The organism is Gaoshiqia sediminis, assembly GCF_025907915.1.
GTDB classification, from domain to species: Bacteria; Bacteroidota; Bacteroidia; order Bacteroidales; family Prolixibacteraceae; genus Gaoshiqia; species Gaoshiqia sediminis.
Genome location: NZ_JAPAAF010000026.1, coordinates 1 through 12,649 on the forward strand (window position 1 = coordinate 1; position 12,649 = coordinate 12,649).

At 46.3% G+C, this 12,649-nt stretch carries 9 protein-coding genes; 5 read left to right on the plus strand and 4 right to left on the minus strand.

Going from position 1 to position 12,649, the window contains the following annotated elements; genetic code table 11:
- Positions 1-37: 37 nt before the first annotated feature.
- Positions 38-748 (minus strand): tRNA1(Val) (adenine(37)-N6)-methyltransferase, encoded by a 711-nt coding sequence (locus N2K84_RS14500; RefSeq protein ID WP_282592542.1) that lies wholly within the window; start codon positions 746-748, stop codon positions 38-40.
- Positions 749-937: 189 nt separating this feature from the next.
- On the opposite strand from N2K84_RS14500, the gene N2K84_RS14505 reads away from it, so the two are divergent.
- From N2K84_RS14505 to N2K84_RS14515, 3 genes are all read left to right on the plus strand, one after another.
- On the plus strand, positions 938-1,132 hold the full coding sequence (locus N2K84_RS14505; RefSeq protein ID WP_282592543.1) for a hypothetical protein: 195 nt from the start codon (positions 938-940) through the stop codon (positions 1,130-1,132).
- Positions 1,133-1,500: 368 nt separating this feature from the next.
- Positions 1,501-4,272 (plus strand): TonB-dependent receptor, encoded by a 2,772-nt coding sequence (locus N2K84_RS14510; protein ID WP_282592544.1) that lies wholly within the window; start codon positions 1,501-1,503, stop codon positions 4,270-4,272.
- Positions 4,273-4,373: 101 nt separating this feature from the next.
- Positions 4,374-5,486 carry a phytase gene (locus N2K84_RS14515; protein ID WP_282592545.1) on the plus strand — a complete coding sequence of 371 codons (1,113 nt, stop codon included), beginning with the start codon at positions 4,374-4,376 and terminating at the stop codon, positions 5,484-5,486.
- Positions 5,487-5,893: 407 nt separating this feature from the next.
- Here the strand turns inward: N2K84_RS14515 and N2K84_RS14520 are convergent, their stop codons facing one another.
- The 3 genes from N2K84_RS14520 to lepA all read right to left on the minus strand — a co-directional run bounded on the left by N2K84_RS14520 (position 5,894) and on the right by lepA (position 10,775).
- Positions 5,894-6,727: a GIY-YIG nuclease family protein gene (locus tag N2K84_RS14520; RefSeq protein WP_282592546.1), complete on the minus strand. Its 834-nt coding sequence runs from the start codon at positions 6,725-6,727 to the stop codon at positions 5,894-5,896.
- A gap of 44 nt (positions 6,728-6,771) precedes the next feature.
- On the minus strand, positions 6,772-8,769 hold the full coding sequence (locus N2K84_RS14525; protein ID WP_282592547.1) for a monovalent cation:proton antiporter family protein: 1,998 nt from the start codon (positions 8,767-8,769) through the stop codon (positions 6,772-6,774).
- Between the two features lie 218 nt (positions 8,770-8,987).
- Entirely contained in the window at positions 8,988-10,775 is a 1,788-nt protein-coding gene (gene lepA, locus N2K84_RS14530) for a translation elongation factor 4 (protein WP_282592548.1), read from the minus strand.
- 199 nt (positions 10,776-10,974) lie between these two features.
- Here lepA and N2K84_RS14535 point away from each other — a divergent pair, with 199 nt between their 5' ends.
- Both N2K84_RS14535 and N2K84_RS14540 read left to right on the plus strand, forming a co-directional pair.
- A complete protein-coding gene (locus N2K84_RS14535; protein WP_282592549.1) occupies positions 10,975-11,664 on the plus strand; it encodes a lipid-A-disaccharide synthase N-terminal domain-containing protein in 690 nt (229 codons plus the stop codon).
- Positions 11,665-11,670: 6 nt separating this feature from the next.
- Positions 11,671-12,636 carry a GDP-mannose 4,6-dehydratase gene (locus N2K84_RS14540; protein WP_282592550.1) on the plus strand — a complete coding sequence of 322 codons (966 nt, stop codon included), beginning with the start codon at positions 11,671-11,673 and terminating at the stop codon, positions 12,634-12,636.
- The last annotated feature ends 13 nt before the right edge of the window (positions 12,637-12,649 follow it).

The window sequence follows — 12,649 nt, forward strand, 5'->3', positions numbered from 1 at the left end:
AAAAAACCATTGCCCCGTTTTTGTTGCTCATATAATCTCAAAAGGCAAGGTAAAAATCTTTGGTCAACTCACGATATTGGATCGTGTAGTTGCCCGTTGCTGATTCGCGGATGAATATTTCCGGGCTTTCTTCCAGCATGGGGGAGAAGGACATTTCGGCCAGAATCCGGTGTGGAGGACGTGTTTCGTCGGGCGACACCCGGCTGAGGCGGTTCACAAAAAGACCATTTTGGCGTGCCAAAGACCGCAGCTTCTCTTCTTTTTCAGCAGGCAGGATTAAGCTGATCCGACCTTGTTCGGTCAATAAACCGGCTGATTTGCCGAGCAATTCTTCCAGACTTAAACTATCCGAATGCCGGGCCCTGGCACGTTTGTGGTCGGACGATTTGGGCGAGTTCTCGAAAAACGGCGGGTTCGACAAGATGTGGTCGTATTTCTGCTCAGTTTCAAAATCCTGGAAAGCTGCGGTAAACAGATGGAGTCTGTTGTTCCAGGGTGAGGCTTCAAAGTTGTGCCGGGCATCATCGGCCGCTTCCCGTTCCAGTTCCACGGCATCAACAATTGCATCCGAGCGTTGGGCTGCCATCAGCGCCAGCAATCCGGTACCGGCGCCAATGTCGAGCACCCGCGAGGCCTTTTCAAGCCGGGCCCAGGCACCCAGCATTACTCCGTCGATGCCTACCTTCATGGCGGCTTTTTCCTGTACTATGCGGAACTGCTTAAACTGAAAAAAATGATTGCGGCCCATTTGTTTTCCGGATTTCTTCGCAAAATAACAAGGAAAAACAATTCAATAAAGGCTGCCGGTATAATATTACCAAAGTATTAAGAAATCGAACAATGGTGATTCGTGGGAATTTCGTTTAAGGGTATTTTTTACTTTTGCCCCGCTTTTTAATAAGCAGATGAAGTTAGAACCCAAAAGTTGAAGACTGAGATGAAGAAAAGGGATTATTACATGTTGGGCTTACTGGCTTGTCTGGTTGTTTTTGCGGCCTTCAACCGAAAAACCGAAAAGACACAAGCAAGTCCCGTAGAGCTGGCCACCCCACGCATGAGTTCGGAAACGAAAGCGGCACCGCCAGACTCAATCCAATTGGTTAAAGAGAAAGTGATAAAAGCAGGAGTTTAGTTAAACTTCTGCTTTTTTTACTTTTATCACTTCTTTTTTTGGCAGGCCTGGATTCAAAAAAAGCATGGTGTAATCATTCTGAAACAAAAAATTAAGGTTCAGTTGATCACAAATCTCAAATCCGATAGCTTTCTAACGAATTGACAGATAGCGCTTAGTTGTATCGTATTAACGATGTGATAATATTTCACTCCCGCAAGATCATATTTGGTTAAACCATTCTTTTATTCGTAATTGTCAGTATTTCTGTTTGTTGTGTGATTCCTTTTCTCTTGATGGATTAACTATTCATTAATGGCCGTTTAATATAATCGTGGAGCGCTGGTTCTACATTTGCCTAATCAAAAATCAGAACCAAATCTCTAAAAATGAAAACAACAAAATTTTTATTGACGATCTTAAGTATCATCTTCTTTCATAATTTCTTACATGCGGATGTGGATCCTGCTGACGATTCAAAAAGTAATAAAGGCATCATCGCAGGACGCATCATTGATGAGCAAAATTTACCATTACCCGGTGCTACCGTATTGATTAAAAGTTTGAACGAAGCAACCGTGTCCGATGTGAACGGATATTACCGCTTGGTAAAAATTGAACCGGGACACTATGAGCTCACGGTTACTTATATCGGCTTTAAAGCACAATCGCAGCAAGTAAGGGTTGCAGCAGGCGAAACTACCATTGCCGATTTCCGCATGGAGGCGGGGATTGAGCTGAATGAAGTTGTTGTAACCGGCGGTCTGCAAGGGCAGTCGAAAGCTTTGAACCAGCAGAAAAACACCGTAAATATTACGAATATCATCTCCTCCGATCAGGTTGGGCGCTTCCCCGATGCCAACATTGGTGATGCACTGAAACGAATTCCCGGCATCAATGTACAATACGACCAGGGTGAGGCTCGTTTTGGCCACATTCGCGGTACTTCGCCCGAGTATAACTCAGTCACAATCGATGGCGACCGTATCCCTTCGGCCGAGGCCGAGATCAGAGCGGTACAGCTCGATCTGGTGCCGGCCGATATGATTCAAAGCATGGAGGTTAATAAGGTGGTTACCGCCGATATGGATGCCGATGCTATTGGGGGATCTGTAAACCTGGTTACCAGGTCGAATCCCTACAGACAACGCTTGTCTGGCACTGTTGGAACTACTTATAATCTGTTGAGTGAAAAACCAACGGAGAATATATCACTCCTGTATGCCGACCGTTTTTTGAATAATAAGCTGGGCATGACCCTTGCCGGATCGTATCAGAACCATCAATTGGGATCGGATAATATTGAGGCCGAATGGGATGAGGCCGACAATGGTATGATCATGAAAGAATTTCAGGTTCGTACGTATCATGTGCAACGCCTGCGCCAAAGTTACTCGGCAGCTTTTGACTATGCCTTCAATCCTTCCCATAAAATTGATGCAAAAGTGATGTATAATCACCGGAACGACTGGGAAAACAGATACCGGGTGGTATATGCCGATTTGGACGAACCGGGAGAATCGACCATTGAACGGCAGTTAAAAGCCGGCAAAGATAAAGATGCCCGCCTGGAAGACCAACGCACATTTCATGTATCGCTGAAAGGTGAGCACCAGCTGGGTATGTTGGGGATCAAATGGAAAGGGGCCTATGCCAAAGCCAGCGAAGAGAGGCCAAACGAGCGTTATTTGCAATATGTGTACGAAGATGTGACCATCAACCAGGATCTGAGTGACACCGAAAAACCACATCTCATCGTTACTGAGCCGGATGCGGTTGATTTTAATGGCAACTGGGAGCTTGACGAGTTGACCGAACAATACCAATACACCGAAGATATTGACAAAGTAGTTGGAGTTGATTTCAAACTTCCACTTTCACCGCAAGGAGCAAATAGTATATTGCGGGTTGGCGCTAAATATAAAAGCAAGAGTAAAAACCGCGAAAACGATTTCTACGAATACTCGCCGGAGGACGAAACTGCCTTTAATAGCGATGCTTTCAGTCAGACCAAGGTGCAGACAAAAGATAATTTTCTGGCTGGCGATTATGTAGCAGGAACGTTTGTCAAAAAGGAATTTTTAGGCAATCTCGATCTTGAAAATGTTGCAAACTTTGAGAAAGAACAAGACCCGGAAGAATTGGCGGGTAACTTCGATGCCAAAGAAGATGTTTTGGCAGGCTATATTCGTTTCGACCAAAAAATCGGTAAGTTGGATGTTCTGGCTGGTTTGCGTATTGAAGATACCAAGCTGGAATATTCTGGTTATGAGATTGTACTGGATGAAGACGGCGATTTTGAAAGCCTGAATAAAACCCAAACACAGGAAAGCGGCTATACCAATGTGCTTCCCTCTTTACTCTTGAAATATGCCCTCAGTAACAATACCCAACTCAAAGCAGGTTGGACCAATACCATTGCCCGGCCGCGCTATTATGATCTGGTTCCCCACGTGGAAACCAATCGCGAGGACAATGAGCTTACCATTGGAAATCCCGGCCTGGAACCAACAACCTCAATGAATTTCGACCTGATGCTGGAACATTATTTCAAATCGGTGGGGTTGATTTCTGGTGGTGTTTTCTATAAGGATATCAACGATTTTATTGTGGAAGAAGTCAAAGACGATTACTCGTTTATGAACAATACCTGGGACGAATTCTCACAACCCATCAATGCCGGAAACGCAACCTTGTATGGTTTTGAGGTTGCCTTTCAGCGTCAGCTTGATTTTCTGCCCGGTTTCCTGCGTCAGTTTGGCATCTACGCCAACTATACTTACACTAAATCTGAGGTGAGCGACTTTAAAATTGAAGATCGCGAAAACGAAGAATTGTCGCTGCCGGGAACCCCTGAGAATAATTTCAACGCCTCCTTGTATTACGAAGGCAAAAAGCTTTCCGCCCGGCTTTCATTCAATTATGCCAGCGATTTTATAGATGAAGTGGGTGGTGAAGCATTCGAAGATCGTTATTACGACAAGGTAACTTACATGGACTTTAACACCAGCTATGCCTTCAGTAACAAACTTCGTGTGTTTGCCGAAGTCAACAACTTACTGAACACCCCCTTGCGCTATTATCAGGGTGAATCGAAATACACTATGCAGGCTGAATATTACAATGCAAAAATTAATTTCGGGCTGAAGTTTGATCTGTAGCCGTCTGATGAATCCCTGCCTCCGGGCAGGGATTCTTTCAATTAATAGTATCTTCGGATTTAATTAGGAATCCGAAGGATAATCCTTTAAAACTTATTAGCATGAAAAAGCGAGATTTATACATAGCCATCTTTTTATTGACTATGATTGGCTATGCCGCTTGCCAGCGCGGCAGTGAAGGCTCGAAAAAGGCATCCGAAAAAATTAAACGCTTTACTACTGCCCGGTTCGAAACCGATCCGATGTCGCAAGCCACAGATGAAGATGCTGCCGACGATCCGGTTATTTGGGTTAACTGGCAGAACCCGGACGACAGTAAAATTATCGGTACCGACAAAAAAGGAGGGCTGGCTATTTACAACCTGGAAGGTGAGCAACTTTTTTACTATCCCGACGGAAATATGAACAATGTGGATCTGCGTTACGGTTTTGTGCTTGGCAATGATACCGTCGATCTCGTTTGCGCCAGCAACCGCTCCAGTCAAAGTATTTCGGTATATAAGATCAACCAAGACGGATCGCTGGAAAATATTGCCGGCGATCCAATGCAGTCGGCTATGCAGGACGAAGTGTATGGCTTTTGCATGTACCAGAGTCCGGTGAGTGGCAAATATTATGCTTTTGTGAATAGCAAGGCCGGCGAAGTGGAACAGTGGGAATTGCTGGCCGTTGACGGAAAAATGGAAGGCAGTCGGGTGCGTACCTTTTCGCTGGGTACGCAGGTAGAAGGCATGGTGGCCGACGACGAAAACCAAACCCTGTTTATTGGTGAAGAAGTGGCCGGGATTTGGAAGTTCGATGCGGAACCCGATGGTAGCACAGATGGCACAAAGCTGGCGATGTCCACCGAGGAAGAGAATGAAAACATCCGTTACGATCTGGAAGGATTGGCGCTTTATTATTTGCCCGAGGGCGAAGGTTATTTGGTGGCATCCAGCCAGGGGAACTATTCGTATGCGGTTTTCAACCGCCAGTCACCGCACGTTTATTTGGGCAGTTTCCGTATTGATGGTGGGGTGGTGGATGGTGCAGAAGAAACCGACGGGCTTGAAATCTGCAGTTTCCCCTTGAACGATGACTTTCAGCATGGGCTGTTGGTGGTGCAGGACGGTTTCAATAAAGATAAAAAGGGGAAAGACGAGCCGCAAAATTTTAAGCTGGTGGCCTGGGAAGATGTGGCAAGCCTGTTTCAGTCAGCGTTAAAAATGAATTAACCGAAGTAAAATATTTTGGTTTAGAAGGGGGAGATGAGTTTCCCTCTTTTTTTCTGAAAGTTTCTTCATTTATAACCTATCAAAGGCGGTTTTTGCTGTATTGCCCTAACTCTATTCTCACAAGTAATGTCTTATCAGACGGATTTTACTCTTTGTCTTGAAACAAAGAGTAAACAGAAAATTCAAGGCTGATTTTTATCTGCAACCTACATCTTCCTAAAAGCTAAGTTCAACGGGTGATTTCCTCCTTACGTCGGAACTTCCCGTTTGCACTAAGCTTTTAGTTTGATTCCGGCTTTGATAAAAATAGGCCGGTCCGTTCCACCAACGATCAATTCAACTTGACAAGTCTTCTTTTAACCCACTTTCATTCCTGTTGGTGATTCCCGGGAATCATTTTTGTTTTTTTAGTTTCGGTTTAGACCCATTTCTCTACTTTGCAATTTTTTCTTCCATCTGTATTCCATGCCTAGGATTTCTTCAATGTTTGCTGATGTTCCAGCCACTTCCAAAATGGAAACCTGATAATCGCTTGTGTCTCTGTTTTTCAGCGCGACATTACCACCGTCACCTGTTTGGATATAATCCTGCCATCTGCCCCAAAATCCATCTTTACCACTTGCCGATCCCACATATTGTTCTTTTGTTTTTGGGCAAGTTAGTAGATATATCCCGCGTGAATTTTTAAGGACTGAAATCCAGCTTGCCGGTAACTTTTTTAGTTGAGAGAGCGGCTCAATGAAATTCATAAAGCCAGGAAATTCTGGTTCTGTAAAGGAATGGCGAAGTTCAGTTATGGTTTTTTCATTACGCTCAGCATACTGGATCCATGCTAGCGCTCCTGGTCCCCAGTCAATAAAGAGCCGTCCAATTAGATCCGTCAGCTTGTCTTGAAGTGTAAGGTCAAAAACATCACAACTTCCCGCTTTTTCAATTCCATCATCGTGAGGCATAGGTAGATCTTGCTCTAAAAGACCACGATATTTAACTGAATACAGACCTGTAAACATGGTTTTTTCTTCGTGATTTACAACAAAAACAGCCCAGAATGGGGCAGTTAGTTTTTTTCTGTTTCCAAAACTTTGGGTGGATTGATACAGTTCGAACTTTGGGCGATCATCCCTCCATAATTCGTAAGGTGATCGGCCTTTTTTTGCCCTATTATCTTTGTGACGGATTAAACGGATATCTTTTGGATCTAATCCAGCCTCACGCAAAATAGTGTTTAACATGATTGGCATGGCATTCGGTTTTTATATTGAACGGTTAAAAATTTCTCGGGATACTAACCGGAAACGGTCACCGGTTCCTCGCTCAACCCGAACAATTCCAGTGCATGGGCAATCTGCTCTTTGCGCCCCATGATGTAAACCGTATCGCCGGCTTCGAGGCAGATTGAAGCCTCGGGATGTTCAATTAGTTTCTCGTTTCGTAAAATAGCCACCAGGGTAACGCCGAAGGTTTTGCGGAACTTAATTTCTTTCAGAGTTTTACCAATGACAAATGATCCATCCTGTATTTTTGTGGCCGATATATCCACATTGGGCAGCTCTTTAAATATCTGGCTCGAATCGTCGGTCCCTTCCCGGAAGATGCCGTAATGGTCGTTCCGTATCTTGGCGATCACCAGGTTGATTTCGCGTTGAGGCACCAACCTTTTCTGAAGTACGCGTTCAAATAAGTCGATAGCAGTTTCAAATTCTTCGGGAATGACCTCGTTGGCGCCAATGCGGTAGAGTTCTTCCACATCAAAAACGTACTTGGTCCTGACAATAATGAAGATCCCCGGGTTCATTCGCCGCACCCGTTCGGTAATTGACATGGCCGTAATTAAATTTCCAACCGAGATGACCGCAATATCTGCCAGGTCGATGTGGGCCTTTTCCAGGATGGGGTCGTTGGTCGCATCGCCATAAATGACAGTTTCACCTCGCTCCTGCATCTTTTTTACAGTGGACGGGTCGAAAATTATGGAAATGTAGGGCAATTTCAGGTACTTGGCCATGACCGACAGGTTGAGCGAGCGCGAGTCTTTTCCGATAAATACCACATGGTTTTTATACTCCGGAATTTCGATTTGGGGCAGGGGAAACAAGCCGTTGACCAATGCTGGTGGCAGGGGAAGTTTCAGTAAGGCGTTGGCCACCGTTCGCGACGACATGATCAGCAACGGTGTAACTGACATGCTTATGACAGCTACGGCCAGGAACAGCTGGTAATAATAGGGCGGGATGATTTCATACTTCATCCCCGACTGGGCCAGGATGAAGGAAAACTCACCCACCTGGCAGAGGGCAAAGCCTACCATAATGGTGCCGCGGAAGGTATGCCCCAAGGCAAAAGCAGTACCCCCGGCCAGCAACATTTTAACAAACAGGACCAGCATCACGGTCGAAAAAACCAGAACGGGATGAGCCGCGACAAAGCTCAGGTCGAGCAACATGCCGATACTTACGAAGAAAAAACTGGTAAACGTGTCTTTAAACGGAATGAGTTGTCCAAAAGCATTGTGGCTGTATTCCGATTCGGAGATCATCAAGCCCGCCAGGAACGCGCCAAAGGCAAGCGAAATGCCCATCTCGGAAGTGAGCAGGGCCACCGACAGGCAGATCACGAAAATGCTCATCATAAACAGTTCCTGGTTTTTGGTGTAGGCGATCCATCGTAATACTTTGGGCATCAGCCAGCGGTTGCCCACATAAACCAACCCCACAAGTATGATTGTTTTGCCGGTGAGCAATAAAAGTTCGTTGCCTTGTCCGCCAGACTGCCCAGCCAGCATGGGCGTAAACAACAATAACGGGATCAGGATGACATCCTGAAAGATAAGGATACCAACCACGGTGCGCCCAAAGTTGGAAGTGATTTCCGAACGCTCCTGCATCAGTTTCAGTACCACGGCCGTACTGCTCAGCGCTGTGAGGAAGCCTACAAACAGAGCGCCGTTCCAGCTCAGATCGTACAGGCGGGCAATAAGCATGGTAATGCCTGTGGTGAGGATTAGCTGCATAAACCCGCCAACAAAGACGATCTTTCGTATTTTGAACAAGTGCTGCACCGAAAATTCGAGGCCAATGGTGAACATCAGCAGCACCACGCCAATTTCGGCCATCAGCTCAATCTGGTGAGGCGAGCTGATTAGCCCCAGGAAATAGGGACCGGTTATAACTCCGGTCAGCAAATAACCGATGATGGTGGGTACCTTTATCTTGGTAAACAGGAAGTTCACAAAGGTAGATAAGGCAAAAATGAGGAGAATATCTTTTAAAAAACTAAATTCCATAGCTCATATTTTAATGAATCAACCGGAGAGAGGATCGGCATTGCCTGCTACAAAAATACGCAATAAGGTAATACATTTCCCGCAGAATTTCTTTTACCGGATGAGGGAAGGTTCAAAAAACTTCGCCTTAATTTTTTAGTCAGGAAAATTGTTCAATAAAAAATCCGGCACTTTCGGGTACCGGATTTCCTGTAATGTGATGTATGTTGAGTGTCTCTTTAATCAAGTTTCAGTACAGCCAGGAAGGCCTTCTGTGGAACTTCCACGTTGCCTACCTGCTTCATGCGTTTTTTTCCTTTTTTCTGCTTCTCGAGCAGTTTTCGTTTTCGGGTGATGTCGCCACCATAACATTTGGCGGTCACATCTTTGCGCACGGCCTTGATGGTTTCTCGGGCGATGATTTTGGCGCCAATAGCGGCCTGGATGGCAATATCGAATTGCTGGCGCGGGATCAGTTCTCTCAGCTTCTCGCACATGCGGCGGCCCAGGTTATAGGCATTGTCGAAGTGGATAAGCGATGACAGGGCATCCACCATCTCGCCGTTCAGCAATATATCCAAACGAACCAGTTTGGCCGGCTGGTAGCCAATCATGTGATAGTCGAACGAGGCATAACCTTTTGAGATCGATTTCAGCTTGTCGTAAAAGTCGAAAACAATCTCGCCAAGCGGCATGTCGAAGGTCAGCTCGGCCCGTTCGGCGGTGAGGTAGTCCTGCTTTTTCAGCACGCCGCGTTTGTCGAGGCAAAGGGTCATTACCTGCCCGATAAAGTCGGATTTGGTGATTATCTGTGCCCGGATGAACGGCTCTTCAATTTCTTCAATTTTGGTGGTTGCAGGCATCCCGCTGGGGTTGTACACCTGAATGGTTTCGCCGTCGGTGGTTTTTACCAGGTACGAAACGTTGGGAACGGTGGTGATTACGTTCATGTCGAACTCGCGGTCGAGCCGTTCCTGGATGATTTCCATGTGTAACATGCCCAGGAAACCGCAACGGAAACCAAAGCCCAACGCGGCAGATGATTCCGGTTCGTAGGTGAGCGAAGCATCGTTGAGTTGAAGTTTTTCCATGGCAGCGCGAAGGTCTTCGTAATCCTCGGCATCAATGGGATAAACCCCTGCAAAAACCATGGGCTTTACTTCTTCAAAACCTTCAATGGCCTTGTCGCAGGGCTTGGCTTTGTGGGTGATGGTATCGCCCACTTTTACCTCTTTGGCCATTTTAATACCGGAAATGATATAGCCCACATCGCCGGCGCTCAGGCTGGCGCGTGGTTCCAATCCCAGACGCAATACACCGATCTCGTCGGCATTATATTCTTTCCTGGTGTTGACAAACTTAACCAAATCGCCTTTTCTGATCGTACCGTTTAAGATTTTAAAATAGGCAATCACTCCGCGGAACGAGTTGAAAACCGAGTCGAAAATCAAGGCCTGCAGCGGTGCTTCGGGTTCGCCTTTGGGGGCGGGGATCACTTCAACGATGCGGCGCAAAATTTCTTCCACACCTTCGCCTGTTTTGCCGCTGGCCCGGATGATGTCGGAGCGTTTGCAGCCAATCAGGTCGATAATCTGGTCTTCCACCACTTCGGGCATGGCATTGGGCAGATCCATTTTATTGAGGATCGGGATAATTTCCAGGTCGTGCTCCAAGGCCAGGTACAAGTTGGAAATGGTTTGGGCCTGAATCCCCTGCGTTGAATCGATAATCAGCAAAGCGCCTTCGCAGGCTGCTATGGAGCGTGATACTTCGTACGAGAAGTCCACGTGTCCCGGCGTATCAATCAGGTTGAGCACATATTTTTGGCCTTCCTGCTCGTAATCCATCTGGATGGCGTGGCTCTTGATGGTAATGCCCCGTTCCTTTTCCAGGTCCATGTTGTCGAGTACTTGCTCGTGCATGTCGCGCTCGCTCACCGTTTTGGTGATTTCCAGCAATCTGTCGGCTAAGGTACTCTTTCCGTGGTCGATATGTGCAATGATGCAAAAGTTGCGTATTCTGTTCATCTGATCGGTCTTCAATATACTATAAGTCAATTACTCCGCTTTCGGATTGCCGCAAAGATATTTAATTTTTGGGAACATTTGCAGGCCCGCCCGGCCGTTAAAAAACTTTAATAATTCGCTAACAGTGGGGTATTTGGCCCTGATTTTACGATCAACCGCGAGATTTGCATTATCTTTGTCATGCCGAAAACAATTCTACATGGAGCATTATCTTGTTTATACGATTGGTTTTATCGCCCAGATCCTCTTTTTCGCGCGAACCATTGTGCAATGGTTCAAATCGGAACACGAAGGAAAAGTATTGTCGCCCACCTTGTTTTGGAAGATCAGTTTGCTGGCTTCGGTATTAATGCTGGTGTACGGCATTTTGCGAGATGACGCTGCGATTCTGATCGGGCAAATCCTGGTGTATTTTATTTACATCCGCAATATTCAGCTGAAAGATGACTGGAAACCCATGTCTGTGTTTACGCGAGGAATTGTCCTGCTGGCGCCGGTGGCTATTCTCGGTTACCTTTTCTTCGGCACTTCTTATTCGCTGGCCACCTTCTTTAAAAATGAAGAAAACCCGCTGCCTTTGCTGATTTGGGGCATTGCGGCTCAGTTGATATTTATCTCGCGTTTCTTTTACCAGTGGTTGTATTCCGAGAACAAAAAAGAATCGGTGTTGCCGGTTGGTTTCTGGGTGATCAGCATTTGCGGCTCGGCCATGATCTTCCTTTACGGTCTTCTGCGTTTCGATTTGGTGTTGCTTGCCGCACATAGTTTCGGCATGTTCATTTATCTTCGGAATATTTTGCTGCACTACAACCAGAAAAGCCTTTTCAGCCGACTGGAAATTCCTGCACTTGATAAACTTATTGCCTTTGTTTCGGGCAAAATCAAATAAAATACGATGGCAAACATCCTGGTGACCGGTTGCGCCGGTTTTATTGGTTCTCACTTATGTGAAAAACTGCTGGCAGAAGGCCACTTGGTTTTGGGGATCGACAACTTTGATCCGTTTTACGACCGGTCGGTGAAAGAACGCAACTTGTCGGGCTTCATCGCTCACCCCAATTTTGAATTCCTCGAGCTTGACCTGGCCGATGTTGACCTGTTGCAAAAGAGCCTGAAAAACAAGGCCATTGATGTCGTCGTTCATTTGGCGGGGAAAGCTGGTGTGCGCCCCTCCATCGAAGATCCGCAGGGCTACATCCGTGCCAACATTGTGGCCACGCAAAACATCCTGGATGTGATGAAAGAGAAAGGCATCCGTAAAATGGCTTTTGCATCCTCGTCGTCGGTTTACGGAAATACTAAAGAAACGCCTTTTCACGAAGAACAGGACGTGAGCAACCCGATTTCGCCGTATGCCTTCACCAAAAAAGCCTGCGAGCTGATCAATTATACGTACCATGCCTTGCACGGGCTGGACATCATCAACATGCGTTTCTTTACGGTTTTCGGCCCCCGCCAGCGCCCCGACCTGGCCATTCACAAGTTCACCAAGCTGATTATGAACGGCGCCGAAATCCCCATGTTTGGCGACGGAAGTACTTCGCGCGATTACACGTATTACGAAGATACGGTTGACGGCATTTACCGCGCCGTTAACTATCTTTTCGAAAACGAAAAGGTGTACGAAACCGTGAACCTGGGCAACAACCAGCCGGTAAGACTGACCGACATGATTGGCGCCATCGAAGCAGCGACCGGCAAAAAGGCCAACATCAAACAACTGCCTATGCAGCCCGGCGATGTGGACATCACCTTTGCCAACATTGAAAAGGCAAAAGCGCTTTTCGGTTATCAGCCGAAATATTCATTTGACGAAGGCGTGAAGGATTTCGTGGATTGGTACCGGGAAATCAATTCGTAACGAAGCTTAGAAA

Coding starts and splice junctions, on each gene's coding strand:
- N2K84_RS14515 (WP_282592545.1), top strand. CDS start 4,374: ATGAAAAAGCGAGATTTATACATAGCCATCTTTTTATTGACTATGATT.
- N2K84_RS14540 (WP_282592550.1), top strand. CDS start 11,671: ATGGCAAACATCCTGGTGACCGGTTGCGCCGGTTTTATTGGTTCTCAC.
- N2K84_RS14500 (WP_282592542.1), bottom strand. CDS start 748: ATGGGCCGCAATCATTTTTTTCAGTTTAAGCAGTTCCGCATAGTACAG.
- N2K84_RS14525 (WP_282592547.1), bottom strand. CDS start 8,769: ATGGAATTTAGTTTTTTAAAAGATATTCTCCTCATTTTTGCCTTATCT.
- N2K84_RS14520 (WP_282592546.1), bottom strand. CDS start 6,727: ATGCCAATCATGTTAAACACTATTTTGCGTGAGGCTGGATTAGATCCA.
- N2K84_RS14510 (WP_282592544.1), top strand. CDS start 1,501: ATGAAAACAACAAAATTTTTATTGACGATCTTAAGTATCATCTTCTTT.
- lepA (WP_282592548.1), bottom strand. CDS start 10,775: ATGAACAGAATACGCAACTTTTGCATCATTGCACATATCGACCACGGA.
- N2K84_RS14535 (WP_282592549.1), top strand. CDS start 10,975: ATGGAGCATTATCTTGTTTATACGATTGGTTTTATCGCCCAGATCCTC.
- N2K84_RS14505 (WP_282592543.1), top strand. CDS start 938: ATGAAGAAAAGGGATTATTACATGTTGGGCTTACTGGCTTGTCTGGTT.